This is a genomic window from Lysobacter sp. Hz25, assembly GCF_046097045.1.
In the GTDB taxonomy this organism is placed as follows: domain Bacteria; phylum Pseudomonadota; class Gammaproteobacteria; order Xanthomonadales; family Xanthomonadaceae; genus Lysobacter; species Lysobacter antibioticus_B.
Window position 1 is genome coordinate 1,839,566 of the sequence record NZ_CP175666.1, and the last position, 26,866, is coordinate 1,866,431.

General features: G+C 66.8%; 21 protein-coding genes. 9 read left to right on the top strand and 12 right to left on the bottom strand.

Annotation, left to right across the window (positions count from 1 at the left end; translation table 11 throughout):
- Nucleotides 1-16: 16 nt before the first annotated feature.
- The 4 genes from rfbA to ACKN61_RS07615 all read left to right on the top strand — a co-directional run bounded on the left by rfbA (nucleotide 17) and on the right by ACKN61_RS07615 (nucleotide 4,771).
- Nucleotides 17-901: a glucose-1-phosphate thymidylyltransferase RfbA gene (gene rfbA / locus ACKN61_RS07600; RefSeq protein ID WP_408952971.1), complete on the top strand. Its 885-nt coding sequence runs from the start codon at nucleotides 17-19 to the stop codon at nucleotides 899-901.
- Nucleotides 902-909: 8 nt separating this feature from the next.
- Nucleotides 910-1,467 (top strand): dTDP-4-dehydrorhamnose 3,5-epimerase, encoded by a 558-nt coding sequence (gene rfbC / locus ACKN61_RS07605; protein ID WP_408952972.1) that lies wholly within the window; start codon nucleotides 910-912, stop codon nucleotides 1,465-1,467.
- Nucleotides 1,464-2,357: a dTDP-4-dehydrorhamnose reductase gene (gene rfbD, locus ACKN61_RS07610; protein WP_408952973.1), complete on the top strand. Its 894-nt coding sequence runs from the start codon at nucleotides 1,464-1,466 to the stop codon at nucleotides 2,355-2,357. Before rfbC ends, rfbD begins: the two co-directional genes overlap by 4 nt.
- A 365-nt stretch (nucleotides 2,358-2,722) precedes the next feature.
- On the top strand, nucleotides 2,723-4,771 hold the full coding sequence (locus tag ACKN61_RS07615; RefSeq protein ID WP_408952974.1) for an alpha/beta hydrolase family protein: 2,049 nt from the start codon (nucleotides 2,723-2,725) through the stop codon (nucleotides 4,769-4,771).
- 91 nt (nucleotides 4,772-4,862) lie between these two features.
- On the opposite strand, the gene ACKN61_RS07620 is transcribed toward ACKN61_RS07615, so the two are convergent.
- Complete coding sequence (locus ACKN61_RS07620; protein WP_408952975.1) at nucleotides 4,863-6,638, bottom strand: peptide MFS transporter; 1,776 nt, start codon at nucleotides 6,636-6,638, stop codon at nucleotides 4,863-4,865.
- 500 nt (nucleotides 6,639-7,138) lie between these two features.
- Here ACKN61_RS07620 and ACKN61_RS07625 point away from each other — a divergent pair, with 500 nt between their 5' ends.
- The 3 genes from ACKN61_RS07625 to ACKN61_RS07635 all read left to right on the top strand — a co-directional run bounded on the left by ACKN61_RS07625 (nucleotide 7,139) and on the right by ACKN61_RS07635 (nucleotide 13,169).
- Complete coding sequence (locus tag ACKN61_RS07625; RefSeq protein ID WP_031374008.1) at nucleotides 7,139-9,079, top strand: OPT family oligopeptide transporter; 1,941 nt, start codon at nucleotides 7,139-7,141, stop codon at nucleotides 9,077-9,079.
- A 106-nt stretch (nucleotides 9,080-9,185) separates the two neighbouring features.
- A complete protein-coding gene (locus ACKN61_RS07630) occupies nucleotides 9,186-11,273 on the top strand; it encodes a prolyl oligopeptidase family serine peptidase (protein ID WP_408952976.1) in 2,088 nt (695 codons plus the stop codon).
- Between the two features lie 636 nt (nucleotides 11,274-11,909).
- Nucleotides 11,910-13,169: a DUF819 domain-containing protein gene (locus tag ACKN61_RS07635; protein ID WP_408952977.1), complete on the top strand. Its 1,260-nt coding sequence runs from the start codon at nucleotides 11,910-11,912 to the stop codon at nucleotides 13,167-13,169.
- Nucleotides 13,170-13,966: 797 nt separating this feature from the next.
- On the opposite strand, the gene ACKN61_RS07640 is transcribed toward ACKN61_RS07635, so the two are convergent.
- The 10 genes from ACKN61_RS07640 to ACKN61_RS07685 all read right to left on the bottom strand — a co-directional run bounded on the left by ACKN61_RS07640 (nucleotide 13,967) and on the right by ACKN61_RS07685 (nucleotide 24,306).
- Nucleotides 13,967-14,188, bottom strand: coding sequence for a YbdD/YjiX family protein (locus ACKN61_RS07640; protein WP_031374011.1), 222 nt, complete (start codon nucleotides 14,186-14,188; stop codon nucleotides 13,967-13,969).
- The gene (locus ACKN61_RS07645; RefSeq protein WP_408952978.1) at nucleotides 14,188-16,260 is read right to left on the bottom strand and encodes a carbon starvation CstA family protein; all 2,073 of its coding nucleotides are present in this window, start codon (nucleotides 16,258-16,260) and stop codon (nucleotides 14,188-14,190) included. The genes ACKN61_RS07640 and ACKN61_RS07645 overlap by 1 nt, the downstream gene beginning before the upstream one ends.
- Nucleotides 16,261-16,960: 700 nt before the next feature.
- Entirely contained in the window at nucleotides 16,961-17,953 is a 993-nt protein-coding gene (corA, locus tag ACKN61_RS07650) for a magnesium/cobalt transporter CorA (RefSeq protein WP_408952979.1), read from the bottom strand.
- Nucleotides 17,954-17,993: 40 nt separating this feature from the next.
- Nucleotides 17,994-19,247, bottom strand: a complete 1,254-nt coding sequence (locus ACKN61_RS07655) for a DUF4105 domain-containing protein (protein ID WP_408952980.1) — start codon at nucleotides 19,245-19,247, stop codon at nucleotides 17,994-17,996.
- A gap of 285 nt (nucleotides 19,248-19,532) precedes the next feature.
- Nucleotides 19,533-20,402, bottom strand: coding sequence for an HlyC/CorC family transporter (locus tag ACKN61_RS07660; RefSeq protein ID WP_031374015.1), 870 nt, complete (start codon nucleotides 20,400-20,402; stop codon nucleotides 19,533-19,535).
- Between the two features lie 219 nt (nucleotides 20,403-20,621).
- Nucleotides 20,622-21,155, bottom strand: a complete 534-nt coding sequence (locus tag ACKN61_RS07665) for a GspH/FimT family pseudopilin (protein ID WP_408952981.1) — start codon at nucleotides 21,153-21,155, stop codon at nucleotides 20,622-20,624.
- Between the two features lie 302 nt (nucleotides 21,156-21,457).
- Complete coding sequence (gene ybeY / locus ACKN61_RS07670; RefSeq protein ID WP_408952982.1) at nucleotides 21,458-21,940, bottom strand: rRNA maturation RNase YbeY; 483 nt, start codon at nucleotides 21,938-21,940, stop codon at nucleotides 21,458-21,460.
- 136 nt (nucleotides 21,941-22,076) lie between these two features.
- Nucleotides 22,077-23,063, bottom strand: coding sequence for a PhoH family protein (locus tag ACKN61_RS07675; RefSeq protein WP_031374018.1), 987 nt, complete (start codon nucleotides 23,061-23,063; stop codon nucleotides 22,077-22,079).
- 299 nt (nucleotides 23,064-23,362) lie between these two features.
- Entirely contained in the window at nucleotides 23,363-23,596 is a 234-nt protein-coding gene (locus ACKN61_RS07680) for a hypothetical protein (RefSeq protein WP_408952983.1), read from the bottom strand.
- Between the two features lie 41 nt (nucleotides 23,597-23,637).
- Nucleotides 23,638-24,306: a phosphatase PAP2 family protein gene (locus tag ACKN61_RS07685; RefSeq protein ID WP_408952984.1), complete on the bottom strand. Its 669-nt coding sequence runs from the start codon at nucleotides 24,304-24,306 to the stop codon at nucleotides 23,638-23,640.
- A gap of 333 nt (nucleotides 24,307-24,639) precedes the next feature.
- Between ACKN61_RS07685 and ACKN61_RS07690 the strand changes: the two genes are divergently transcribed.
- Entirely contained in the window at nucleotides 24,640-25,656 is a 1,017-nt protein-coding gene (locus ACKN61_RS07690; RefSeq protein ID WP_408952985.1) for an NAD-dependent epimerase/dehydratase family protein, read from the top strand.
- A complete protein-coding gene (locus ACKN61_RS07695) occupies nucleotides 25,653-26,543 on the top strand; it encodes an MBL fold metallo-hydrolase (protein ID WP_408952986.1) in 891 nt (296 codons plus the stop codon). Before ACKN61_RS07690 ends, ACKN61_RS07695 begins: the two co-directional genes overlap by 4 nt.
- On the opposite strand, the gene ACKN61_RS07700 is transcribed toward ACKN61_RS07695, so the two are convergent.
- On the bottom strand, nucleotides 26,495-26,860 hold the full coding sequence (locus tag ACKN61_RS07700) for a hypothetical protein (RefSeq protein ID WP_408952987.1): 366 nt from the start codon (nucleotides 26,858-26,860) through the stop codon (nucleotides 26,495-26,497). The two genes, ACKN61_RS07695 and ACKN61_RS07700, sit on opposite strands and share 49 nt — an antisense overlap.
- Nucleotides 26,861-26,866: the final 6 nt, after the last annotated feature.

The following is a 26,866-nucleotide window of genomic DNA, read 5'->3' on the forward strand; positions in this document are numbered from 1 at the left end:
TCAAGGGGAAATACGCATGAACCGTAAGGGCATCATCCTCGCCGGCGGCTCGGGTACGCGGCTGTATCCGATCACTCAGGCCATCAGCAAGCAACTGTTGCCGGTCTACGACAAGCCGATGATCTATTACCCGCTCAGCGTGCTGATGCTGGCGGGCATCCGCGAAGTGCTGGTGATCAACACCCCGCACGAGCAGATCCTGTTCAAGAACCTGCTCGGCGACGGCTCGCAATGGGGCATGCGCATCGAGTACGCCGAGCAGCCGAGTCCGGACGGACTGGCGCAGGCCTATCTGATCGGGCGCGACTTCGTCGCCGGCCAGCCGAGCTGCCTGGTGCTCGGCGACAACATCTTCCACGGCCCCGGCCTCACCGCGATTCTCAAGCGCGCTCATCAACGCCAAGAGGGCGCGACCGTGTTCGGTTATTGGGTCAGCGACCCGGAACGTTACGGCGTGGCCGAGTTCGACAGCGAAGGCAAGGTGATCGGCCTGGAAGAGAAGCCGCTCAAGCCGCGTTCGCGCTATGCGGTCACCGGCCTGTATTTCTACGATGGCCGCGCCAGCGATTTCGCTTCCGAGCTCAAGCCGTCGGCACGAGGCGAACTGGAAATCACCGATCTCAATCGACGTTACCTCGACGAAGGCAGTCTGCACCTGGAACAGCTCGGTCGCGGCTACGCCTGGCTCGATACCGGTACGCATCAGTCCTTGCTCGAAGCTTCGAACTTCATCGAAACCATCGAGGCCCGCCAGGGCTTGCGCATCTGTTGTCCGGAAGAAATCGCCTGGAGCAACGGCTGGATCGATGCCGCACAACTGATCGAACTGGCCAAGCCGCTGGTCAAGAACGGTTACGGCCAGTATCTGCTGAGCCTGTCCGAACGCGGTTTCGTGCCTTAAGGAACGCAATGAAAGTCATCGAAACCGATCTGCCCGGCTGCCTCGTCGTCGAACCGCGGGTGTTCGCCGATTCGCGCGGCTTCTTCTACGAATCGTTCAACCACGACAAGCTCGCCGAGCACGGCATGGCGCCGCAGTTCGTGCAAGGCAATGTTTCCTCCTCGTCGCGCGGGGTGCTGCGCGGCCTGCATTACCAATGGCCGAAGCCGCAAGGCAAGTACGTCTCGGTGATCGAAGGCGAGGTCTGGGACGTGGCAGTGGATATCCGCCGAGGCTCGCCGCACTACGGGCGTTGGACCGCGGTCGTGCTGAGCGCCGAGAACAAGCGCCATTTCTGGATCCCTGAAGGGTTCGCGCACGGTTTCGCCGTGCTCAGCGAGCGCGCGATCTTCAGCTATCTGTGCACCAATACGTATGACGCCAGCGCCGATGCGAGCCTGCGTTGGGACGATCCGGACCTGGCCATCGATTGGCCGGTCAGCGATCCGTCGCTGTCGCCCAAGGACGCTGCCGCGCCCTTGCTCAAGGACGTGGCCGAAGACCGCCTGCCGGTGTACGCACCATGAGGCTGCTCTTGCTCGGCGGCGATGGCCAGGTCGGCCATGAACTGCGTCGCAGTCTGGCCCCGCTCGGTGAGTTGACGGTCACCACCCTCAGCGGTCGGCTCATCGACGGCAGCGCCTGCGAGACCCTCGATCTGGCCCAGGCCGATGCGATCGAACCCCTGCTGCGCCGCGTGCGTCCCGACCGGGTCGTCAACGCCACCGCCTATACCGCGGTGGATCGCGCCGAAAGCGAGCGCGAGCTGGCGTTCGCGGTCAATGCGCAGGCCCCGGCGCGGCTGGCCGAGCTCTGCGCGGCCGACGGCATCGCTCTGATCCATTACTCCACCGACTACGTCTTCGACGGTAACGGCACGCGCCCCTATCTCGAAAGCGACCCGACCGGCCCGCTCAGCGTCTACGGCGAGAGCAAGCTGGCCGGCGAGGAAGCGATCCGCGCCAGCGGCGCGGCTCATCTGATCCTGCGCACGGCCTGGGTCTATGCGACTCACGGCCACAACTTCATGCGCACCATGCTGCGCCTGGGGGCCGAACGCGACGAGCTGCGCGTGGTCGCCGACCAGCACGGCTCGCCGACACCGGCGTGGCTGCTCGCCGATGCCGCAGCGGCGGCGTTGCGCCAGGGCATCGTCGAGCCGGGCGTGCGCCATATCGTGGCCGGCGGGCAGACCAGCTGGTACGGTTTCGCCGAAGCGATCTTCGAAGAAGCGCTGCTTCGTGGTTTGATCGAACGCCGCCCGCAGGTGCTGCCGATCACCACCGCCGATTACCCGACGCCCGCGCGGCGGCCGAACTATTCGGTGCTCGACACCAGCCGTCTGCAGGCCGAGTACGGCCTGTCGATTCCGCAGTGGCGCGACGCGCTCAGAACCACGCTCGACGCCACCGCCTGAGCCCGCGCGTCCGCGGCATCGCCACGCTTCCGTGGGCCGCGCGGCACACTGTGGCGGCCAATTGTGTGAGCGCCGTCGGCCTTCTATGATCGCTGCGTCGCGGACGCGACGGGCCGACGTTTCGCTGCGGGGATGGGCGAGGGCGGACCGGCAGGCCGGCTGAAGCCGGCCTGCGAAGACGTAGGGAGTGCGCGTTTTGCGAGCGTTCCTCCATGACGGCAGTCCGCGCCGACCGGCGGCGGATGCCTCCGGCTTTCGAGGGAGCCGTTCTCGAGGGAAACGTTTTCGAGGGAAACGTTCTCGACGGGACCGTTCTCGACGGGACCGTTCTCGACGGAACCATTCATGGACTACAGGGGATCGCAATGAAGCATTGGGGAAGCGCGCTGTTGCTGGCGGGGCTGCTGGCTGCGCCGATCGTGGGCGTCGGTGCCGCCGAAAGCGCGGCGAGCGCGGGTGCTGCCGCTCAAGGAGCGGCCGTTCAAGGCGTCGATGTAGAAGCGTTCGTCAAACCGGATACCTTCACCGACGTCAAACTGTCGCCGACCGGCGAGTTCTACGCCGCCTCGGTGCCGATGGAGGACGAGACCGCGCTGGTGATCTTCACCCGCGCCGATATGAAACGCACCGGTACCTTCCGGGTCGGCAAGAACAACCACGTCGACGATTTCTGGTGGGTCAGCCCGACCCGCGTGTTGATCGGCATGGCCCAGAAGTTGGGCTCGCGCGACGCGCCGATCCCCACCGGCGAACTGTTCGCGATCAATGCCAACGGCACCGGAGCCGACGTGCTGATCGGCTACCGCGTGCAGAGCCGCGGCGCCGGCACGCGCATCCAGCCGAAGAAGGTCGAGGACGTCGCCGGCTTCCTGGTCGACGATCTGCCGGCCGACGACAAGGGCGTGGTGATCTCGGTGCAGCAGTTCAGCGCCGACGCCTATACGCGCGCCGAACGCCTGGACACGATCACCGGCCAGCGCAACCGGCTTGCCATCGCGCCGGTACGCAATGCCCGCTACATGACCGACAACGCCGGCGTGGTCCGTTTCGCGCTCGGCTTCGGCACCGATCTGCGACGCAAGCTGTTCTACCGCGCAGATGAAAAAGCAGAGTGGGTTTTGCTGGGCTCGGATACCCAGGACGAGGTCATGGATCACCCGATCGGCTTCTCTGCCGACGACAGCGTGGCGTATTTCCAGAGCGAACAGACGCAAGGGCCGGACGCGATCGTTGCCTACGACCTCGCCACCCGCACCCGCAAGGAGGTCCTGCGCGACAAGACCGCCGATCCGGACCGCATCATCTACCGCAACAACACCCGCATCCCGGTCGGCGTGTTCTTCGCCGACGGCAAGCCGCGCACGGTGTTCTTCGACAACGCCTCGCCGGAAGCGCGCCAGTACCGCAGCCTGGAGGCGGCATTCCCCGGCGATGCGGTGCGCATCACCTCGCAGAGCGCCGACGGCCAACTGGCCCTGGTCCAGGTCTGGAACGATCGAAGCCCCGGCGATCTGTTCTTGTTCGATAAGGCCAACAAGCACGCCGCACACGTCCTGAGCCGCCGTTCCTGGTTCGACCCGGCCAAGCGCGCGCCGGTGCGCGCGATCAACCTGCGCGCACGCGACGGCCTGCCCTTGTCGGGCCTGTTGACCACGCCGAAGGACAGCAGCGGCAAGTCCCTGCCGCTGGTAGTGATGCCGCACGGTGGCCCGTTCGGCATCCAGGATGCCTGGCGTTTCGACGACGACTCGCAGTTGCTCGCCGATGCCGGCTATGCGGTGCTGCAGTTGAACTATCGCGGCTCCGGCGGCTACGGCCGCGCCTTCCTCGAAGCCGGCAAGCGCGAGTGGGGCGGCAAGATGCAGGACGACGTCACCGACGCGACGCGTTGGGCGATCGAGCAGGGCATCGCCGACCCCTCGCGTATCTGCCTGTACGGCGCGAGCTACGGTGCCTACGCCTCGCTGATGGGCGTGGCGAAGGAGCCGGCGTTGTATCGCTGCGCCGCCGGTTATGTCGGCGTGTACGACTTGCCGATGATGCACACCACCGGCGACATCCAGCGCCGCGGTTCCGGCGAGGCTTATCTGCGCAGCTGGCTGGGCTCGCCGGAAGCGCTCGACAAGGTGTCGCCGACGCGTTTGGCCGACCGCATCAAGGTGCCGGTGTTCCTCGCCGCCGGCGGCGAAGACGAGCGTGCGCCGATCGTGCACAGCGAAAAGATGGAGAAGGCCTTGCGCCAGGCCGGCGTGCCGGTCGAGACGCTGTACTACAAGACCGAAGGCCATGGTTTCTACCGCGAAGAACACCAGCGCGAGTACTACACGCGCCTGCTGGCGTTCCTGTCGAAGTCGCTGGGCGGCCGCCTCGCGGCGGCGCCGAAAGTCGACGCGGCGTCGACCGGCAAGAAGTAAGTCGAGCAACGCCTTGCCGCTGTACGGGTGAACGAAAACGGCGCCGGAAGGCGCCGTTTTCGTTGGCGAAGCCGGGTGAAACGCAGGGTGCTTACTTCACCCCGTGCATCCAGCGCCGCAACAGCGGCGACAGCAACAGGAACAGCACGCCCGAGCCGATGCCGAGCCACATCAGCATCGAGAACAGTTCGGCGTAGTTGGCCGAAGCCGAGGCCATGTCGATCGCGCCGCCTTCCGGGATCTCGACCGAGGCGATCTTGGCGAACTGTGCGGCCAGCACTTCCGAGAACGCGGTGGCCAACCAGAATGCGCCCATCATCAGCCCGACCACGCGCGCCACCGAGAGCTGGGTCACCGCCGACAGGCCGATCGGCGACAGGCACATCTCGCCGACTTCGAGGATGAAATACGCCGCGACCAAGTACCACACGCTGGCCATCTCGCCGCCGCCCGACACTTTCGCCGCGGCCATCAACGGCAGGAACGACAGGCCGGCGAAGATCAGGCCGAGGGCCATGGTCACCGGCTTGCTCGGGTGGTGGCCGCGCCGCGCCAGCCACGGCCACAGCCACGAGAACAGCGGCGCCAGCACCACGATGAAGAAGGCGCCCAGATAGGTCAGCGAGCCGGCGGTCTGCGGCACCAGCACCACGTCGTGCGCGGTCGCCAGCGCCAGGCCGAGCGCGAGCAGGCCGACCAGGAGCTTGGCCAGTCCGTCGCGGCCACGGTCGCTGGCGACCAGCGCGGCGACCATCAGCGGCGGGCTAAGTGCCATCGAGAATGCCGACCAGGGCAGGGTCGGCGCGTACCCGCCGACGGCGAGGCCGAACATGTCCTTGGTCATCAGGCGGTCGTTGAAGGTCACCCAGGAGCCGTAGGTCTGCTCGTACAGGGTGAAGAAGATCAGCACCGCGAAGATCAGCACCACCAGCGCCAGCATCTGTTGGCGCTCGATGGCGCTGCACTGGCGGGCGATGAAGCCGAAGAACCAGACCAGGAACACCAGCAGGGTCGCCAGCATGATCGTCAGCGCCGCGGTGAAGCTGAGGCTGCCGAGGGTCAGGGTGATCTTCGAGGCGACCTGGATCGTGCCCCACATCACCAACACGCCGAGGGCGGTGCCGAGATAAATCCACACTTCGCGCGAGAACGGGCCGACGCGCTCGCGCAGGCGCGAGGGATCGCCGGGTTCGGCGTGACCGCGCAGATAGCGCTGGCCCCACAGGAACATCAACAGCCCGGCGACCATGCCGACGCCAGCGGCGCCGAAGCCGTATTTCCAGCCATAGGTCTCGCCGAGGAAGGCGCAGATCAGCGCCGAGAACAGCGCGCCGACGTTGATGCCGGCATAGAACAGGGTGAACCCCGAATCGCGGCGCGGATCGTTGAGCTCGTAGAGTTTGCCGACGATGGTCGAGATGTTCGGTTTGAGAAAACCGACGCCGCTGATGATCAGCGCGAGCGACAAATAGAACACCTGCAAGGCGGTCTCGTCGCGCACCGCCACGCCGTTCACCATCTTGGCGGCGTGGCCCTCGTAGGCCATGCCCAGGTGGCCGAGCACCAGCAGCACGCCGCCGAGCACGACCGCCTTGCGCATGCCGAGATAGCGGTCGGCGAGCAGGCCGCCGATCACCGGCACCGCGTACACCAGGCCGCCGTAGGCGCCGATCAGGTCGTAGCCGGCGTCGTCGCCGAACAGGTGGTACTTCAGCAGATACAGCAACAGCAGCGCCTTCATTCCGTAAAACGAGAAGCGCTCCCACATTTCGGTGAAGAAGCAGACGTACAGGCCCTTGGGATGGCCGAGGAAGTCGTCGTTGCGCGGTGCGACCGGCGCCGGGTTCGAAATACTGCTTGCGGGCACGAGCGGATTCCCTACGGTCCAGGAGCGGGCCGGGAGGCGGGAGTATAGGGCGGGGCGGGCGGCCGAGGCCCCGGGCGGGGCGTGAAGGGGAGGCGGCGCGGGAAAGGGGCTCATTGGGGGCCGCTGCCCTCATCCGGCCCTGCCGGCCACCTTCTCCTGTGAACGGGAGGAGGGTCTTGCTTCGATGGAATCCGCTGGCTCTCGCTTGCGGCGACCGCGGGAGTGCAAGGCGGCGGGGGAGGGCCGCTCGCTCGTGTGCGTGGCCACCAGCGAGTCCTTGTCCCGACCATCCAACCCCTTTCCCCGCAGAAACCCGGGAAATTCTGCCCTCGTCGCGCTCGGTCGCCGCTTTTGCCCAATCCCGCTTTTTGCCGCACTGCACTTTTACAGGGGCCGGCGGCGGATGCGATCATCGGCGGATTGCGTGGCGCCCGGTCCTTGCCGGCCGGCTCCGCACATACGCTGCCGCACTTGAACGATCACCCGCGATGGAGACGCCGATGGCCTCGTCCGCTACGCCCCAATTAACCTTCCGAGCCGTCCTGCTATCCGTCTTCCTGGCGGTGATCCTGGCAGCAGCCAATGCCTACCTGGGCCTGTTCGCCGGCCTGACCATCGCCACCGCGATCCCCGCCGCCGTCATCTCGATGGGCGTGTTGCGCCTGCTCGGCGGCGGCACGATCCTGGAGAACAACATCGTCCAGACCGGCGCCTCGGCCGGTTCCTCGATCGCCGCCGGCGTGATCTTCACCATCCCGGCGCTGGTGATCCTGGGCTACTGGCAGGACTTCCGTTATTCCTGGGTGCTGGCGATCGCCGGCCTCGGCGGCCTGCTCGGCGTGCTGTTCTCGGTGCCGCTGCGCCGCTCGATGATCGTCGAAGACCCGCTGCCGTTCCCGGAAGGCAAGGCCGCGGCCGAAGTGCTCAAGGCCGGCGAAAACCCGGGCCCGGGCCTGAAGATCCTGGCCCTGGCCGGCGGCATCGGCGCGCTGGTCAAGGTCGCCGCCGAAAGCGGCATGCGCCTGATCCCGGACAACGCCATCGTCTCCGGCTGGATGGGCAAGTACCTGGGCTTCATGGGCACCAACCTGTCGCCGGCGCTGCTCGGCGTGGGCTACATCGTCGGCCTCAATGTCGGCATCGTGGTGGTGTCCGGCAGCATCCTGTCGTGGCAGTTCGCGATTCCGATTTACCACATGTTTTTCCTGGGCTCCGACCCGGAACTGGCCGCGCGCATCGCCGACGGCAGCGCCGAGCAGATCGGCCGCGCCATCTGGTCGGCCAAGGTGCGCTACCTCGGCGTCGGCACCATGCTGATCGGCGGCGTGTGGACCTTGTTCTCGCTGCGCAAGTCGCTGATGTCGGGCGTCAAGAGCGGCCTGGCCGCGGCGCGCAAGGGCAGCGGCGGCGTGGTCGCCGAGACCGACCGCGACCTGCCGATGAAGTGGATGCTGATCGCCCTGGTGGCGTTCGTGATGCCGCTGCTGCTGCTGTACCAGGCCATCGTCGGCAACTGGTTCGTCAGCGTGCCGATGACCATCATCATGATCGTCGCCGGCTTCCTGTTCGTATCGGTGTCGGCCTACCTGGCCGGCCTGATCGGCTCGTCCAACAACCCGGTCTCGGGCATCACCATCTCGACCATCCTGTTCGCCTCGGCGGTGCTGGTGCTGATGCTCGGCCGCGACTCGCCGATCGGCGCCGTCGCCGCGATCATGATCGGCGCGGTGGTGTGTTGCGCAGCGGCGGTCGGCGGCGACAACCTGCAGGACCTCAAGGCCGGCTACATCGTCGGCGCGACGCCGTGGAAACAGCAGTTGATGCTCGGCATCGGCACGTTCTCGTGCGCGCTGATCATGGCACCGGTGCTGAACCTGCTTGCCGCCGCTTACGGCATCGGTGCGCCGACCGCGGAGCATCCCAACTCGCTCGCCGCACCGCAGGCCACCTTGATGGCTTCGGTCGCCAAGGGCATGTTCGGCGGCGAACTGCCGTGGACGATGATCGGCATCGGCGCCGCCATCGGCGCGCTCATCATCGCCTTCGACGAATGGCTGAAGTCGCGCAAGGCCAAGTTCCGCGTGCCGGTGCTGGCCGCGGCGATCGGCATCTACCTGCCGCTGGAACTGATGGTGCCGATCTTCCTCGGCGGCCTGCTCTCGCACATCGTCGGCCGTCGCCGCGGTCTGACCGCGAACAGCGACGAAGCCGAGGTCGACCGCGTGCACCGTCCCGGCACCTTGTTCGCCGCCGGCCTGATCACCGGCGAGGCGCTGATGGGCATCGCCATCGCGTTCCCGATCGTGATCAGCAAGCGCGCCGACGTACTGGCCCTGCCGGAACGCTTCCACTTCGGCGCCGGCATCGGTCTGCTGGTGCTGGCGGTGGTGGTGTGGCTGTTCTACCGCAGCAGCCGCAACGCGCCGGTGCCGCAAGCCTGATCCGATTCGACGGCCCGGCGCTCCGCCGGGCCGTTCGTCTTCAATCCCTCGCCGATCGCTGCGCATCCGCTCGATCGGCCGATCCGTTAACGCAAGAGGTTTCGCCATGACGCCACGCCACGCACTCCTGCCGATGGCCCTGCTGCTGGCCTGCGCATCCGCGCCGGCTTTCTCGCTCACGCCGCCGCTGCCGCGCGGCCTGGAAGTCCGCGATCTGGCGACGATGGACCGCGTGTCCTCGCCGACCCTGTCGGCCAACGGCCGTCTGTTGGTGTTCGCCCAGCGCAGCGTCGACTTCGCCGCCAACAAGTCCTCGACCTCGCTGTGGATCGAAGACCTGTTCGCACGCGATGCGGCGCCGCCGAAGCGGCTGACCCCGGAAGGCTGGAACGTCAACTCGCCGTCGTTTTCGCCGGACGGCAAGCTGGTGTATTTCCTCAGCGCCAAGAGCGGCAGCAACCAGTTGTATTCGATCGACTGGGCCGGCCGCGGCGCGCCCAGGCAGCTGACCGCGTTCGACGGCGACGTCGGCGGTTACCAGATCTCGCCCGACGGCAAGCGCGTGGCGTTCAACGCCGAAACCTATGCCGAGTGCGCGGCCGACCTGGCCTGCACCAAGAAGAAGCTCGACGCGGCCGAGAAGAACAAGGCCAGCGGCATGGTCTTCGACCGCATGTTCATCCGCCACTGGGATGCCTGGAACGATGGCCGCCTCAATCGCTTGTTCGTGACCGAACTGCCGGCCGCCGGCAAGACCGTCGCCACCGCCAAGCTGGTTGGCGCCGACGTAATCGGCGACGTGCCCTCGCGTCCGTTCGGCGACAGCAGCGAATACACCTGGTCGCCCGACGGTCAGTCGCTGGTGTTCAGCGCGCGCAAGGCCGACGCCAAGGAACCGTGGTCGACCAATTTCGATCTTTACCTCGTCGCCGCCGACGGCAGCGGCGCGGCCAAGAACCTGACCGCGTCCAACCCCGCCTGGGACACCGGCGCGGTGTTCGCCGCCGACGGCAAGACGCTCTATTACCGTGCGATGAAGCGTCCGGGCTTCGAGGCCGACCGCTTCGGCCTGTTCGCGCTCGACCTGGCCAGCGGCAAGGCGCGCGAGATCGCGCCGGACTGGGACCGTTCGGCCGAGAACATCGTGCTGTCGGCTGATGGCAAGACTATCTATACCCTGGCCCAGGATGTCGGCCAGTTGCCCCTGTTCGGCGTCGACATCGCCAGCGGCAAGCCGACCCGCCTGATCGGCGACGGCAGCCTCGGCTCGCCGCAGCTCGCCGGCAAGACCTTCGCCTTCACCCGCAACAGCCTCAAGAGCGGCGACCAGATCTTCGTCGGCGGTCTCGACGGCGCACCCGAGCGCGCGATCACCCCGAGCGCGAGCCAACGTCTGCCGGGCGTGCGTTTCGGCGAGTACGAGCAGTTCGACTTCAAGGGCTGGAACGGCGACACCGTGCACGGCTATGTGGTCAAGCCGTGGAACTACCAGGAGGGCCAGAAGTATCCGGTAGCGTTCCTGATCCACGGCGGCCCGCAGGGCAGCTTCGGCGACGGCTGGAGCTATCGCTGGAACCCGCAGACCTATGCGGGCCAGGGCTATGCGGTGGTGATGATCGATTTCCACGGTTCCACCGGTTACGGCCAGGCCTTCACCGATGCGATCAGCGAGCATTGGGGCGACCGCCCGCTCGAAGACCTGCAGAAGGGTTGGGCGGCGGCGCAGAAGAAATACGGCTTCCTCAACGGCGACAAGGCTTGCGCGCTCGGCGCCTCGTACGGCGGCTTCATGGTCAACTGGATCGCCGGCAACTGGCAGCAGCCGTGGAAGTGCCTGGTCAGCCACGACGGCGTGTTCGATCAGCGCATGATGGGTTACGCGACCGAAGAGCTGTGGTTCACCGAGTGGGAGCAGGGCGGCACGCCGTACGACGTGCCGAAGAACTACGAGAAGTTCAATCCGGTCAACCACGTCAAGGACTGGAAGGTACCGATGCTGGTGATCCACGGCCAGCTCGACTATCGCATCCCGGTCGAGCAGGGCATCGGCGTGTTCACCGCGCTGCAGCGCCAGGGCATCGAGTCGAAGTTCCTGTACTTCCCGAACGAGAACCACTGGGTGCTCAAGCCGCAGAACAGCGTGCAGTGGCACGACACCGTCAACGGCTGGCTGAAGCAGCATATCGGCGAGTAAACGCCGCTCCGAATGCCTAGGCATCAGTGCCCCTTTGGGAAAAAGGGGCTGGGGGATTGGCTCCTCGCTCTCAGAGCGAAGCAAATCCCCCGCGCGCCGATCGCCGAATCGGCATCGAACAACGCAACGCGCAGCCCCCTTTGTCAAAGGGGGCGATGTTTTTCGTCGCCTGCAGGCCGGAGGCTCGGCGATGATGCGGTCGTGGTCGCAGCAATAGCAGTGACAGCCCGGCAGCCCCGGCAACGGCAACCCCAGCAGCGACGGCCCCAGCAGCAACAGCCTCAGCAGCAACAGCCCCAGCAACTCCAGCAGCAACAGCCCGAACAGCAACAGCAGCCCGAGCAGCAACAGCTACTTTGCCTTAGCTGTTCCCCCCTTTGGAAAAGGGGGGCAGGGGGGATTTGCCGTTCCGACACCCAAGGCGAATCCCGCCCGCCGACTCGCGCCCGGGCTTCTTTATCGCAGCGCTGAGCGGCTCTCCTGGATGGCGTTTCTTCCAGGCGAGCGGTGACAACCGCGGCCCCTCTCCACGCGCAAGCCCGCTGTCATCCCGCACCGGCGGCCCTTGCTCCGATCCCGCATCCGAAGTAAAAGCGAGGACGCTTTACCGCTCGCTCATCCCTGGGGAACACCGGCATGCCAGAAACCGCCCGCACGGCGCTCATCAGCAACGACATCGTCGTCCTCGGCCTGATTGCGGCGACGCTCGGGCTGGTGTTCTGGACGTCCTCGCGCGAGACCGGGTTGTGGAAGAAGTTCTACACCTACGTGCCGGCCCTGCTGTTGTGCTACTTCATTCCTGGCATCTACAACACCATCGGCCTGGTCGACGGCGCGAATACCAAGCTCTACAACCCGGTCGCCAGCCGCGTGCTGCTGCCGGCGGCGTTGGTGCTGCTGACCCTCACCATCGACCTCAAAGGCGTGTTGAAGCTCGGGCCGAAGTTGCTGGTGATGTATGCGGTCTCGTCGCTCAGCGTGATGATCGGCGCGATCGCGGCCTTCCTGCTGATGCGCGCGGCCCATCCGGAAACCGTGGCCGGCGATACCTGGGGCGGCATGGCCGCGCTGGCGGGCAGTTGGATCGGCGGCGGCGCCAACATGCTGGCGATGAAGGAGATCTTCCAGGTCGACGCGACCACCTTCGGCCAGTTCGCGGTGGTCGACGTCGGCGTCGGCTATGTCTGGATGGCGGTGCTGATCTTCCTGGCCAGCCGTGCCCAGGCCATCGATGCGCGCAGCGGCGCCGATACCCGCGGGATCGAGGAGCTCAAGCAGCGCATCGAACAGTTCCAGGCCCAGCATCAACGCGTCGCCAGCCTCAGCGACCTGGCGATGATCATCGGCATCGCCTTCGGCGTGGTCGGGCTCGCGCACGCCATCGCGACGCCGCTGTCGGGCTGGTTCGCGGCCAACGTGTCCTGGGCCAAGACGGTCAGCCTGCACGAGCCCTTCTTCTGGGTCGTCGCGATTTCCACCTTCGCCGGGCTGGCGCTGAGCTTCACCCGCGCGCGCACGCTGGAAGGCGCGGGCGCCTCGAAGGTCGGCAGCCTGCTGTTGTATTTCCTGATCGCCTGCATCGGCCTGCAGATGGACATCCTGGCGCTGCTCGACCGGCCCTGGCTGTTCGCGCTGGGCCTGATCTGGATCTCGATCCACATCGTGCTGCTGTGGACGGTCGGGCGCCTGTTGCGCGTGCCGTTCTTCTATTTCGCGATCGGCTCGCAAAGCAACATCGGCGGCCCGGCTTCGGCACCGGTCGTCGCCTCGGCCTTCCATCCCTCGCTGGCACCGGTCGGCGCCCTGCTGGGCACCCTGGGCTACGCGACCGGCACCGGCCTGGGCTACATCGTCGGCATCACCCTGCGTTCGCTGGCGGGTGCAGCGCCGGCTTGAGGCGAGGGTGGCCGCAACGCCGGCAACCGCCACCGTTGCCGTTGCCGTGAAGATTTTGCTGTGGCCGTGGCCGTGGCCGTGGCCGTGGCTGTTGCTGTGCGTAGCCGCGCACTAGCGAAGGCAATAGAAGACCCGGAGGGCGGCGCGCAGGGATGCGCGCCGTTTTTCATCGGGACAGGGATGTCCCGTATGAAAAAGCCCCGCGTATGCACCGCTCGCGCGGGCTTGTGATTCAAAGCAAAAGCATTTTTCTTTGGTGACTTTCTTTTGTTGCTTTAGACAAAAGAAAGTTACCCGCCGCTTTAGTGGCGGAAGCTTTTAGCGTTTGATCTTGCTGGTATGAAAGCCATAAGCAAGTGCAAAGCTTCCGTCCGCTACGCGGCCGGGTTACTTTCTTTTGCTAAGCCCAAAAGTCCGTCTGGATTCCCTTCGGTCAAAGGTAACCAAAGAAAAGGGCTCTCCTTGCAAGGGCACAGGCCACGAGTGCGATGCTGTCGCCGGGATTTTTCGATAGGACATCCTTGTCCTATCGAAAAACGGCGCACGTCCTGTGCGCCGCCCTCTGGGTCTACTGTTGACGGGAAAAGCAAGAGCCGCAGCCGCAGCCGCAGCCAAAGCCCATGAATACAGGCGGAGACAGCGAAAGATCTGTACCGGCCAGATAAGGGGTTGCAGTTTGCGATCGCAGAAAGTCCCTGTGACGAGGCGCCTGCTCTGCCTGCGAAGCGCCAGCTGCCATGCAGTGCCCCCCAAAGAAAAGGCCGCCCGAAGGCGGCCTTTCGTCTAGCGGAACCCCATCAACAACACCCGAACCGCCCACCCCCGTAACGCGCCTGCTGGCGCTCGCGGAAGAAGGTCGCGTAGTCCGGGATCGGCCGCTCGGGATGCTTCTCCATCAGGTGGCGGACATAGTTGTCGTAGTCCGGCACCCCGCAGCACAGCCGCGCGGTCTGCACCAGGCGATGCCAGGTGCGCTTGTAGAGCTGGTACTGGCTGGCGGGAACGAGCGCGGTGCCCATCACACGTTCGCCATTTCGTGCGGCTTCAAGGCCAGGTACGGGGATTCGCGGTCGCTGCGCTCGGGGTTCGCGCGCGCCTTGGCGATCGCGCGTACCGAATACACCAGTACGCTGAACACCACGAACAGGAACAAGCCGGTCAACACCGTGTTGACGTAGCTGTTGAGCATGATCTGCTGCATCTGCTCGATGCTCTTCGCCGGAGCGACCACTTCGCCCTTGGCGATCGCGGCCTGGTACTTGTGCGCCTGGGCGAGGAAACCGACCGCGGGGTTGTCGTCGAAGATCTTGATCAGGCCGGCCGCACTGGTGCAGATCAGCAGCCAGACCGTCGGCACGATCGTCACCCAGGCATAGCGATCGCGCTTCATCTTGAACAGGACCACCGTGCACAGCATCAGCGCGATGCCGGCGAGCATCTGGTTGGCGATGCCGAACAGCGGCCACAAGGTGTTGATGCCGCCGAGCGGATCGACCACGCCCTGATAGAGGAAATACCCCCACAAGGCGACGCAGCCGCCGGTCGCGAGCAGGTTCGGGCCCCAGGCTTCGGTGCGGCGCAACGCCGGTACGAAGCTGCCGAGCAGATCCTGCAGCATGAAGCGTCCGGCGCGGGTGCCGGCATCGACCGCGGTGAGGATAAACAAGGCCTCGAACAGGATCGCGAAGTGATACCAGAACGCCATCGTGTTCTCGCCCGGCAACACGTTGTGGAGGATCTGGGCGATGCCGACCGCGAGTGTGGGCGCGCCGCCGGCGCGGGCGAGGATCGTGTTCTCGCCGATGTCCTTGGCGGTGGTCTGCAGCATCTCCGGGGTGACCGAGAAGCCCCAGCTCGAGATCGTCGCCGACACCGCGTGCACGTCGCTGCCGACCAGGGCCGCGGGGCTGTTCATGGCGAAGTACACGCCCGGTTCGATCACCGAAGCCGCGACCAGGGCCATGATCGCGACGAAGGATTCCATCAGCATGCCGCCGTAGCCGATGTAGCGCATATGCGATTCATTGGCGAGCAGCTTGGGCGTGGTGCCCGAGGAGATCAGCGCATGGAAGCCCGACACCGCGCCGCAGGCGATGGTGATGAACAGGAACGGGAACAGGCCGCCTTTCCAGACCGGGCCGGTGCCGTCGGTGAACTGTGTCAGCGCCGGCATGCGCAGGTCGGGCATCACGATGACGATGCCGATCGCCAGCGCGATGATGGTGCCGATCTTGAGGAAGGTGGAGAGGTAGTCGCGCGGCGCCAGCACCAACCACACCGGCAACACCGCGGCGACGAAGCCGTAGCCGATCAGCATCCAGGTGATCTGGGTGCCGGTGAAGGTGAAGGCCGGGCCCCACACCGGATCGGCGGCGACCTTGCCGCCGTACCAGATCGCCGCGAGCAGCAGAATCAGGCCGACCACCGAGATTTCGCCGATCTTGCCCGGGCGGATGTAGCGCATGTACACGCCCATCATCACTGCGATGGGCAGCGTCGCCATGACCGTGAACATGCCCCAGGGGCTTTCCGCGAGCGCCTTGACCACGATCATCGCCAGCACCGCGAGGATGATGATCATGATCAGGAAGGCGCCGAACAGGGCGATGGTGCCGGGGATGCGGCCCATCTCCTCGCGCACCAGGTCGCCGAGCGAGCGGCCGTTGCGGCGGCTGGACACGAACAGGACCATGAAGTCCTGCACCGCGCCGGCCAGCACGACGCCGACGATCAGCCACAGCAACCCGGGCAGGTAGCCCATCTGCGCGGCGAGTACCGGGCCGACCAGCGGACCGGCGCCGGCGATGGCGGCGAAATGGTGGCCGAACAACACGTGCTTGTTGGTCGGGACGTAGTCGAGCCCGTCGTTGTTGATGATCGCGGGCGTGGCCCGGGTCGGGTCGAGCCGCATCACCTTCTCGGCGATGAACAGGGAGTAGTACCGGTAGGCGACCAGATAGATCGATACCGCCGCGACCACGATCCACAAGGCATTGATGTGTTCGCCGCGCCGCAGCGCGATGGTGCCGAGGCAGAACGCCCCGAGGACTGCGAGGGCCGCCCAGCCCAGTTTGCCGAGACCACCTTTCATGACGACCCTCCCAGATTGAACTCAGGCAGCGTCGCCCCTGGGTCGGCGCGGGTCAATGCGCAGTGCCGCAATAGCGGCTGATACTTTGGTCTTAGGGTCGCGGTTCGGGCGGCTGGGAATGCGGATTCCGGCGTTTGGGGAAGTGGCTGCGCGGCGAGCGATCTCGGTGCGGTGGTGGTGCGGTAGAGCAAATCCCCCGGCGCCGCCGGTCCGGTCGGAGCTCGGAGCGCCGCAGGCGCCAGCCCCCTTTGTCAAAGGGGGCGAGTTGTCGATGGCCGACGCGGTGATCTGGTCAAGGCAGCATCGTGGCTGTCGGTGTCGGTGTCGGTGTCGCTGTCGCTGTTGAGTCGATGCCGATGCTGCGATTGCCGTCGCTATCACGCTGCCAATAGCGCTGCTGCGATTTTGGCGCGACGGTGGTGCTGGGGTGGCGAAAATCCCCGACGCCGCCGGTCCGGTCGGAGCTCGGAGCGCCGCAGGCGCCGGCCCCCTTTGTCAAAGGGGGCGAGTTGTCGATGGCCGACGCGGTGATCTGGTCAAGGCAGCATCGACCTTGTCGGTGTCGGTGTCGGTGTTGGTGCCGGTGTCGGCGCCGACGCCGGTGTCGACGCCGGTGTCGCTGCTGAGTGGATATCGCTGCCGCTTTTGCTGTGCCCCCCTTTGAAAAAGGGGGGCAGGGGGGGATTTGCTCTTGACGCCCCTACAACCACTTCGCCCGCTTGAAGCCGATGTACAGCACCAGGCAGATCGCGATCACCGCGCCGATCAATACCGCATAGCTCCATTGCCCGGGCAGCTCGGGCATGTGCACGAAGTTCATGCCGTACCAGCTCGCGATCAGGGTCGGGGCGGCGAGCAGGGCGGCCCAGGCGCCGAGGCGCTTGACCACTTCGCCCTGGCGCACGGTCACCAGCGACAGGTTGACGCTGACCGCGGCAGTCAACATTTCGCGCAAGGTGTCGGTGGTCTCGTTGATGCGCACGGCGTGGTCGAGCACGTCGCGGAAATACAATTGGATCTCTTCGTCGATCAGGCCGCCGCGCGAACGCGCGAGCTGGCCCAGGATATCCTGCAAGGGCGACACCGCCATGCGCAGGCGGGTCAGTTCGCGCTTGAGGTCGTACAGCTCCTGCACGGTCTCTTTGCGGAAATCCTCGGCGAAGATGTCCTTCTCGAGCTCGTTGAGCTCCTGGGTAAAGCCTTCGACGATCGGCATGAAGTTGTCGACGACGCTGTCGAACACCGCGTACAACGCCGCGCCCGGGCCGTGTTCCAGCAGGTCCGGTTCGCGTTCGATGCGGGCGCGGGCGCCCTTGTAGCTGATCGAGGCGCCGTGGCGCACCGTCACCAGATAACGCGGGCCGACGAACATGTGCGTCTCGCCGAAGCGGATGCGGTTGTCGATCTTCTGCGCGGTGTGGATGGCGATGAACAGCGAGTTGCCGTAGGACTCGATCTTCGGCCGCTGATGGGCGTTGTGCGCGTCCTCGACGGCGAGGTCGTGCAGGCAGAACTCTTCCTGCAGTTTGTCGAGGATGCTTTCGTCGGGCTCGTACAGGCCGACCCAGACGAAGCTGCCGTCGTCGACGGCCAGCACGTCGCTGATGGCGTCCAGGCCGATGTCGCGGCGGGTGCCGTCGCGGCTGTAGGTCGCGCAGTTGATGACGCATTGGGGCAGGGTGGGATCGCTCATGGCCCGAATCCTGCCCGCGCGCGACGGCTGCGGCAAGCCGTCATGCCAGGCGCAAGCGTGCGGCCTTGCGGAACCCGGCCCACAGCCCGACCTGGATCGGCAGCCACAGCGCGATCCAGTGGGCGTTGCGTTGCGGATACACCGGCAGCCAGTACAGGAACAAGGCCGCCAGCGCGCACAGCGCGACCAGGCCGGTCAGCCAGACGAACACCGGGCCGGTCTCGCGGCCGCGCAGCGCGCGCCAGCCGCCGAACCACAGCAGCAGGCACAGCGGGTTGAACAGCAACAGGTTGCGGTTGGCCCAGATGTAGTTGTGGCCGGTGTCGACCCAGGCGTACAGCAGGACCGCGCCGACCAGGCCGAGCACCGCCCACAGCGGCAAGGCCGCGACCGCGAGCACGCGCGGGCTGCGCTCGCCGATCCAGGCCAGCGCCGCGGCGATCGCCAGGCCGGCCAGGGCCCAGGGCCACCACGGCAGCGGCTGGTCCTTGGGCTCGGGCGAGATCTTGTGCGGCAGCAGCGGCCGCTCTTCCTGGACCAGGGGCTGGCCTTGCAGGTTCTTGACCTCGCGCAGCGCCGCCGCGAGCCGGCTCGGGACGTAGGACTCGGCCCACACCGGCACCGGTTTGTCGGTTTCCGGGCCCATCATCACGTCGAGCACCAGCCACATCCACGGTTCCGGCGCCGACAAGCGCAACGCTTCGCTGCGGAAGCTGCTGCCGTGCGAGCGGCCTTCGGTCTGGCGGCGCAGTTCGCCGCCGAGCACTTTGTCGATGGCGTCGCGCACGCGCGTGGCGCAGTTGTCGTCGAAGTATTGGTAACGGTAGTAGGCGTTCTCGGGCAGCGCGTTGACGCGCAGCGCCTCGGCCAGCTCGCGCGCCTGCTTCGGAGTAAGGTTCAGCCACTGCACCGATACGCCGCGGCCTTCCTGTGCGTACTGCGCCATGTCGTCGTCGAACGGCAGGGCCAACAGGCGATAGCGCATGTCGTTGCGGATGAAGCGCGGGACGAAGTCCGATTCGGTCGGATCGAAGTAGCCGAAGTTGTACGAGATCGCCCGGCCGCTGGCCGGGTCGAGGACGACCAGCGCGTCATGGCCGAAGCGCGACCAGAACTCTTCGCCGGGCTGCATCGTGACCATGCCGACGCGCGGCGTGGCGGTGGTCGTTGCGGTGGTGTCGGCGGGCTGCGGCGCGGCCGGCAGCGTGCCGGTCGGTGCGGCGAAGGCGATGCTGTGGAGCAGGAGCAGGCTGGCGAGGGCGAACGACCGGACGAATCGAAAAGTGGAGGTCACAGGCGACAGGGTCCGGCGGGGCGAATGGCGGCCATTGTAAACAGCCACGGCGACAGGGGTCGCGCGGAGCTCTAACCGATGAGCCGCTCCGCAGTCAGGCGGGCGGCTGTGGATCGGTGCCGGGCTCCGGATGACTGCAACGCCCCCGGCCGGCCATTCCGCCGGTGCGGTGCGGGGGGCGTAGCGGCTCAGGGGCCCGTGGCGGCCCGGACAGGCCGCCTCTTCGAGGGCGCGTTGTTGTTCCCCGTGTTCGGCGCACGAACTGGCCGTGCGCCGCTCAGGCAGTCACAGGCTGCCGAGCACGCCGACGTGGAAGGCGTGCACGCGCCGCGCATCGGCGCTGGCCACGCGGAACACGAAACGGTCGAGGGTGAGTTCTTCGCCGGCCTCGGGCAGGTGCCCGATCGCCGCGGTGACCAGACCGCCGATGGTGTCGTACTCGTCGTCGTCGAAATCGGCGCCGAAGCGTTCGTTGAAGTCGTCGATCGGGGTCAGCGCATCGACCACGTACTGGCCGTCGGCCTGGGCCGCGATCAGGGCGTTCGGGTCTTCGGCATCGTCGTGCTCGTCGTCGATCTCGCCGACGATCTGTTCCAGCACGTCCTCGATGGTCAACAGGCCGGCGACGCCGCCGTGTTCGTCGATCACGATGGCCATGTGGTTGCGCGATTGGCGGAACTCGCGCAACAGCACGTCCAGGCGTTTGGATTCGGGAATCAACACCGCCGGACGCAGCAACTCGTGGATCGTGCCGGGGCCGTTGTCGGCGACCACGCCGCGCAACAAGTCTTTCGCCAGCAGGATGCCGAGGATCTCGTCCTTGTCTTCGCCGTGCACGGGGAAGCGCGAGTGGCCGGACTCGACCACCATCTTCATCAGGTCGAGGAACTTCGCCTCGGCCGGCAGCGCGATCATCTGCGAGCGCGGGATCATCACGTCGCCGACGGTGAGGTCGGAGACCGCGATGGCGCCTTCCATCATGTGCAGGGTGTCGGCGGCGATCAGGCCGTCGGATTGCGCATCGCGCAGCAACTCGACCAGATCTTCGCGGGAGCTGGGTTCGCCCGACAGCGCGGAACTGATGCGGTCGAGCCAGGAACGCCGTTTCTCGGGGATTTCCGGCGCGTGGGTGCTACTACTGTCGTCCTCGGACATTCGACTCTTGAACTGTGGCCCTCGGGGGGAGGGCTGTGCCGCAAGTCTAACCCGGAAGGTCGGCATGGGGCGGTCAAGGCGTCGTTCGGCCCCTGGTAGCGGGCTGCCGGTCGCGCTTTGTAGCAATCCTGCAACAGGGGCGGCGACCGCCGCGAATGCGCGCGAGATGGCCGCCGTTCGGCGCCGAAGCCGGCTTTGCGCGGGCTCCGGCGTGGCCGCTCAGCCGTCCCGGCAACTGCGTACCTGGGCGGTGGACGCCTGCCCCAGGTGGAAGCGGCCGGCATTGGACAGCACGACCGTCCCGGCCGGATCGGCCTGCGCCGAGCACAGGGTGAAGGTCAGGTTGGTGCCGGCGATGTCGCCGTCGGGTTGGAACACGATGCGCGTGCGGCCCAAGGTGCTGTGCAGGCGGATGTCGCCGCCGAGCGCCGGCCGGCGTTGGATCAGGGTGTCGCGGGCGGTGAATTTGCGGTCGCCGTCGACATCGGCGAACACCAGCCAGCCGCGGCTCCAATCCGGGCGCCCGCTGCAACCGCCCTGGGCCGGTGCGGGGCACATCACGGTCGCGCTGCCGGCCGCCACCGCGAGGCGATTGGCGACCAGGAAACTGTCGACCAGGGCCATGCGGGTGTGGCCGATGCGCACTCGCGCGACCGCGTTGAGCAAGGCCGGCATCGCCACGCCGATCAACAAGAACACGATGGCCAAGGCGGCCACCACTTCCAGCAACGAGATTCCTTTCATCCGACGCATACCAGGCTCCTTCCTGCGATGTGGGCAGTCTGGGTCAAGGCGCGAGGACGGCGCATAGGAAATGCGCCCGCGCCGGAGTGGGGATTCGTCGGTGAAGAAGCTAGGACGCGATCGGGCGCGGCACGCCCGCATCTGGGCGAGTCGGAGGATACCGATCCGGTTTTGCGGCGTTTCCTCGCGGCGATGCGTGTGTCGCCGGCGTGGTGTCGGAATCGGCCGACAGCGGCCCGGGGACTATGCCGACACGGGCGGAAGCTCAGTCCGAACTCGCACCGTCGCGTCGCGCCGTGCAGTTCGCAGCGTCAGTCTTCGGTGTACGGGTCGGCAATGCCGAGGCTGGCGAGGATCTCGCGTTCGAGTTGTTCCATGCACTCGGCTTCGCGTTCGTCCTCGTGGTCCCAACCCAGCAGGTGCAAGGTGCCGTGCACGGTCAAATGGGCGTAGTGATCGTTGAGCGCTTTCTTCTGTTCGCGGGCTTCGCGTGCGACGACCGGCGCGCAGATCACCAGATCGCCGAGCAGCGGCAGGCGCACGCCTTCGGGCAGGCCCTCGGGCATGTCGGCCGGGAAACTCAACACGTTGGTGGCGTAGTCGCGGCCGCGGTAATGGCGGTTGAGCGAGCGGCCTTCCTTGTTGTCGACCACCCGGATCGCCAGGTCAGCCTCGCGGATGCGGCCTTCCAGCGCCGCGGCGACCCATTTACGGAAGCTGTTCGCCGCCGGCAGGCCCTTGCGCGGCACGCCGTAGTTGATCGAGACATCGAGACGGATCGGACCTTTGGTCATTGCGGCGATTCACTGTTCGGCGGTTCGTGGTTTGCAACCTGCGCTTCGCGGCGGCTGGTCGATAGCGCAGGCCGAAGCGCGGTCCTGCGATAGCGCGATCCTCCGATCGCGTGGGCGCGGCCGGGGCCGCGCCGGCTCAAACGCCCGGCCCGGTCTCCACGTCCTTGGCGTCGCGCGCGTCGTAGGCGCTGACGATGCGCGCGACCAGCGGGTGACGGACCACGTCCTTGGCCTCGAAGAAAGTGAAGCTGATGCCGTTGACGTTGCGCAACACGTCGAGCGCGTCGCGCAGGCCCGACTTCTGGTGCTTGGGCAGATCGATCTGGGTCAGGTCGCCGGTGACCACCGCGGTGCTGCCGTAGCCGATGCGGGTCAGGAACATCTTCATCTGTTCGATGGTGGTGTTCTGGGCTTCGTCGAGGATCACATAGGCATCGTTGAGCGTGCGGCCGCGCATGTACGCCAGCGGCGCGATCTCGATCACGTTGCGTTCGAGCAGCTTGACCACTTTCTCCACGCCGAGCATTTCGTACAGCGCGTCGTACAGCGGGCGCAGATAGGGGTCGACCTTCTGGGTGAGATCGCCGGGCAGGAAGCCGAGCTTCTCGCCGGCCTCGACCGCCGGGCGCACCAGGATCAGGCGCTGCACGCGTGTCTCGTTAAGCGCTTCGACCGCGCTGGCGACGGCCAGGAAGGTCTTGCCGGTGCCGGCCGGGCCGATGCCGAAGTTGATGTCGTGAGTGGCGATCGCGTGCAGGTACTTGGCTTGATTGGCGCCGCGGCCGCGAATAGTGCCGCGCTTGACCCGGATCGCGACTTCCTGCGGTTCGATGTCGTCGGCTACGACCTGGTCGGCGCCGGTTTCGGTCAGGGCCAGGTGAATCGCGGCTTCGTCGAGGGTTTCCGCGGCGGAGTCCTTCCACAGATTACGCAACAAGCGTTCGGTCTGGCCGACCGCCGCGGCCGGGCCGTCGATGCGGAACACATTGCCGCGGTTGGCGATCTCGACGCCCAGGCGCAGTTCGATCATGCGCAGATGGCCGTTGAAGGGCCCGCTCAGATTCGCCAGGCGTTCGCTGTCGACGGGGTCGAGGGTGAATTCGGAAACGGTGCGTGCGGACATAGAGGAAGCGTAGGCAGTTCGCGTGATGATGACGCGTCGAGGCCTTACAGCTTGCGCCTGTCGGGGCGTTTTCGCAAAGCCGCGGGGGTGGCTCGAGGGCGGCCCGGATGAACGCAGCCGCCGCTGCGCCGGCCTTGCGCGGCCGGCGATGCGAGCGGCGAAATTCGCCGGCGGCGGCCTCGCATGGGGTCGTTGCTGTGGGCCCAGCGTGCGGCCGCAGCGATGCTCGCTCGGCCGTGCCGGATCTGCGTGCCGAATCAACCGGTTCGGGTCGGCCGGTTCGGATCGGCCCGTCCGGTTCAATCGCGCGGCAGGCTGCCTTCGCGCCAGGCCCGCCAGACGCGCAGCGCGCCCATCAGGGTCAGCAGGATCGAGCCGATCAACCACAGCAGGGTGATCGCGTCGGCGTCGAACACGCCGCTGCGGTAGGCGCGCATCAGCGAGCGCACCAGGCCGAGCACGCCGAGGCCGAGGAACCAGAAGCCGACCGCGCCGCGCGAGATCAGGCCGGGCTTGGGTTGGGGATCGGGCATATCGTGTCCTCGTGAATGCGAAAGATGCAGCCGCCGCGGGGTTACTGCGGCTGCAACAGCGGGGCCGCACCAGGACGCCACAAGGGTACGCCGGCCAGCAAGAGACCGATGGTCGCGGTGACGAGGCCGCCGGCGATGTCCCAGGCGTAATGCTGGCCGGTGCTGATCACGCTCGGTGCGAGCGCGATCAGCGTCAGCCAGATCCACGGCCGTGCCCGCGGGTATTGCAGGCCCGCGCCGACTGCGACCACGGCCGGGATGGTGATGTGCCCGGACGGGAAGCAGTTGTTGACGTCGTCGAGCGCATACAGGCAGTGCCAGGCGAATGCGGTGAACGGGTCCATCCCTTCGGGCAGGCCCGAGCGCAGCATCCGCGTCGGCCAGGCCAGCCAGATCGCGGCATTGAACGACATCGCGATGGCGTACGCACGCAGGGTCGCGAGCAGCAGGCTGCGCTCGCGGATCGACAGCAACAGCGCCGGGCCGGTGAACAGCAGCAGCCAGTACGGCCAGATCGTCCAGGCCTGCCAGCCGATCCACTCGTCGATGAAGGTCAGCGGCAACAGCCGCGGTTCGCGCAGCGGATAGGTGTTGATGGCGAGGTAGAACACGGTGGCGATGGTCATGGTCGCCAGGACCATGGCGATGCGTCGCGGCAAGGGCACCTCGGTCGAGGTCGCGGCGGTCGTGTCGATGGAGGCGGCAGTCATGCGGACGGGGTCATCGGTGTGGAGGCTCGCGCTGAAGTCATCGTTGCGCTCGCGGCGGATGGGCATGGGCGGATATCCGTCCATGTGGCTGCGGTGTGCAGGATCGTCGATACCGGGCCCGGATGGCCAGTAGCTCGGCCAGGGGCCGTGCCGTCGCGGTGTCGGCGGCTCGGCCGGGCCGGTCCGTCCTATCGGAGAACCGGGCCCAGGGCCCATACTGAGATGGATTCGTAGCCGCGATACGACCGAATGCCATGACGACGGAGCTATGACGACGAAGCCAGACGCAGCGCGATCGCAGCGCTCGTGGACAGTTCGCATGGGCAGGGACGCATGACGACGCAACGCATCGTGGTCACCGGCGCGACCGGTTTCGTCGGCGGCGCGCTCGCCCGCCATCTGGTCGCGACGCGCCCCTGGACCCAGGTCGTCGGCCTCGGTCGCGACCCCGCGCGCGGCCGCGCGCTGCAGGCGCAGGGCATCGAGTTCGTCGCCACCGACCTCGCCGACGAGGCCGCGGTGCATCGCGCCTTGCGCGGCGCCGACATCGTCGTGCACTCGGCGGCCTTGTCGAGCCCGTGGGGACGGCGCGCCGATTTCGTCGCCGCCAACATCGACGCCACCGATCACGTCGTCGCGGCCTGCATCGCCCGCCAGGTGCGGCGGCTCGTGCATATCTCCACGCCCGGCATCTATCACGATGGCCGCCCGCATCTGGACATCCGCGAAGACCATCCCTTGCCGACGCGGGCGGTCAACGACTACGTCGCGACCAAGCTGATCGCCGAGCGGCGGGTGTTCGAGCGTTGCGCGGCCGGCGGCGTGTCCGCGCTGGCCTTGCGGCCGCGGGCGATCTTCGGCCCTGGCGACACTGCGATCCTGCCGCGCCTGGCGCAGGCGCTGCGCAGCGGCCGGTTGCGCCGGATCGGCCATGAGGACTGCCGAGTGGATCTGACGTACATCGACAACGTCGTCGACGCGATCGTGTCGGCGATCGATGCTTCCTGGCGATTGAGCGGCCGCGTCTACAACATCAGCAACGGCGAACCGGTCGCGATCTGGGGCGTCATCGACCGGCTCGCCGACGCTTTGTCGTTGCCGCGGCCCACGCGGCGCATGTCCAAGCCGTTGGCGCTTGCCGTGGCGAGCGGCGTGGAAGCCTGGTATCGCCGCTTCAGTCCCGATCGCGAGCCGCCGCTGCTGCGTTACGGCATCGAATTGCTCAGTGTCGACATGACCCTCGACATCGGCCGCGCCCGCAGCGAGCTGGGCTATCGGCCAAGGGTGACGATGGACGACGCGCTGGCGAAAACCCTCGGCGAACTTGCGCGTGCGCAGGCGCGACGGTGAGCGGCGAGGTCATGCTGACGCTTGGCGTGTCCGGGCACAGCTGCGCCGACCCGCGTCATCTCGGTCTCGACGCCGGTGCGGCGATGAGTTTTCCGGCCGGCTGGGCCTTGATCGAGCACCCGGTGCAGGGCGCGGTCCTGTTCGACTGCGGCTATGGCCCGCAGGCGCGCCTGGCGATGCGGCTCGGCCTGCGTTGGCTTTATCGTCGCGTCATTCACGCTTGCTCCGCGCCGCATACCGACGCAGCGGCCTTGCTACAGCGGCGTGGGCTGGCTTGCGATGAAGTGCGCATGGTCGTGCTCAGTCATTTCCATCCCGATCACATAGGCGGGCTCGGCCAGTTCCCACAGGCGCGCTTCGTCGCTCATGCCGATGCCTGGCGGCAAGTCGAGGGCTCGGGCTGGTTCGGCCTGCTGCATGCGCAGATCTGGAAGGAACTGCTGCCGGCGGATTTCGTCGCGCGCCTGCAGTTGCTCGACGAACGCGGCCGGCGCGGGCTCGACGGCGACTTGGCGACGCTCGGCGGAGAAGGTTGGGACCTGTTCGGCGACGGCAGCCTGTTCGCGTTGCCCTTGCCGGGGCATGCGCGCGGCCAGATCGGCTTGGCGCTGCGTACCCATGACGGCGAGCGTGCGATCCTCGCCGCCGATGCGTTCTGGCGCCGCGAGCAACTCGATCTTGGCCTGGATTTGCCGTGGCTGACGCGGCTGGTGGCGATGGACGACGCGAGCGCCTACCGCGACACCTTGCGGAGGCTGACGCGCTTCCGCGATACCCATCCCAGGGCCTGGCTGATCCCGGCGCATTGCGCGCAGACGCTGGCGGAGTGGCGGCGGCGTCATCCGTCGGCGGTGTTGGAGGCGGAGGCGGGCGAGCAGGGCGGTTGAGGCTCGCATCTTGTGGGTCGCGTTGCGGGGCTGCGCTTGCATCGCGAGTTCGGAATTGCGCCAAGCTCGCCGTTGCCGTTGCCGTTGCCGTTGCCGTAGCCGTAGCCGTAGCCGTAGCCGTTGCCGTAGCCGTTGCCGTTGCCGTTGCCGTAGCAGTGGCTATTGCTGTGCGCAGCTTCGCACTCGCGAAGGCAATCGAAGACCCGAAGGGCGGCCTGCATGGATGCAGGCCGTTTTTCATCGGGACAGGGATGTCCCGTATGAAAAAGCCCTGCGTCGGCATCGCTCGTGCGGGCTTGTGATTCAAAGAAAAGCATTTTTCT

Bases quoted from the DNA above. Each gene is read 5' to 3' on its own strand.
- ACKN61_RS07680 (WP_408952983.1), bottom strand. From the start codon at position 23,596: ATGCCCGATCCCCAACCCAAGCCCGGCCTGATCTCGCGCGGCGCGGTC.
- ACKN61_RS07660 (WP_031374015.1), bottom strand. From the start codon at position 20,402: ATGTCCGAGGACGACAGTAGTAGCACCCACGCGCCGGAAATCCCCGAG.
- ACKN61_RS07625 (WP_031374008.1), top strand. From the start codon at position 7,139: ATGGCCTCGTCCGCTACGCCCCAATTAACCTTCCGAGCCGTCCTGCTA.
- rfbD (WP_408952973.1), top strand. From the start codon at position 1,464: ATGAGGCTGCTCTTGCTCGGCGGCGATGGCCAGGTCGGCCATGAACTG.
- ACKN61_RS07690 (WP_408952985.1), top strand. From the start codon at position 24,640: ATGACGACGCAACGCATCGTGGTCACCGGCGCGACCGGTTTCGTCGGC.
- ACKN61_RS07645 (WP_408952978.1), bottom strand. From the start codon at position 16,260: ATGAAAGGTGGTCTCGGCAAACTGGGCTGGGCGGCCCTCGCAGTCCTC.
- ACKN61_RS07685 (WP_408952984.1), bottom strand. From the start codon at position 24,306: ATGACTGCCGCCTCCATCGACACGACCGCCGCGACCTCGACCGAGGTG.
- rfbA (WP_408952971.1), top strand. From the start codon at position 17: ATGAACCGTAAGGGCATCATCCTCGCCGGCGGCTCGGGTACGCGGCTG.
- ACKN61_RS07635 (WP_408952977.1), top strand. From the start codon at position 11,910: ATGCCAGAAACCGCCCGCACGGCGCTCATCAGCAACGACATCGTCGTC.
- ACKN61_RS07615 (WP_408952974.1), top strand. From the start codon at position 2,723: ATGAAGCATTGGGGAAGCGCGCTGTTGCTGGCGGGGCTGCTGGCTGCG.
- ACKN61_RS07665 (WP_408952981.1), bottom strand. From the start codon at position 21,155: ATGCGTCGGATGAAAGGAATCTCGTTGCTGGAAGTGGTGGCCGCCTTG.
- ACKN61_RS07640 (WP_031374011.1), bottom strand. From the start codon at position 14,188: ATGGGCACCGCGCTCGTTCCCGCCAGCCAGTACCAGCTCTACAAGCGC.
- ACKN61_RS07700 (WP_408952987.1), bottom strand. From the start codon at position 26,860: ATGCTTTTCTTTGAATCACAAGCCCGCACGAGCGATGCCGACGCAGGG.
- rfbC (WP_408952972.1), top strand. From the start codon at position 910: ATGAAAGTCATCGAAACCGATCTGCCCGGCTGCCTCGTCGTCGAACCG.
- ACKN61_RS07675 (WP_031374018.1), bottom strand. From the start codon at position 23,063: ATGTCCGCACGCACCGTTTCCGAATTCACCCTCGACCCCGTCGACAGC.
- ybeY (WP_408952982.1), bottom strand. From the start codon at position 21,940: ATGACCAAAGGTCCGATCCGTCTCGATGTCTCGATCAACTACGGCGTG.
- corA (WP_408952979.1), bottom strand. From the start codon at position 17,953: ATGAGCGATCCCACCCTGCCCCAATGCGTCATCAACTGCGCGACCTAC.
- ACKN61_RS07630 (WP_408952976.1), top strand. From the start codon at position 9,186: ATGACGCCACGCCACGCACTCCTGCCGATGGCCCTGCTGCTGGCCTGC.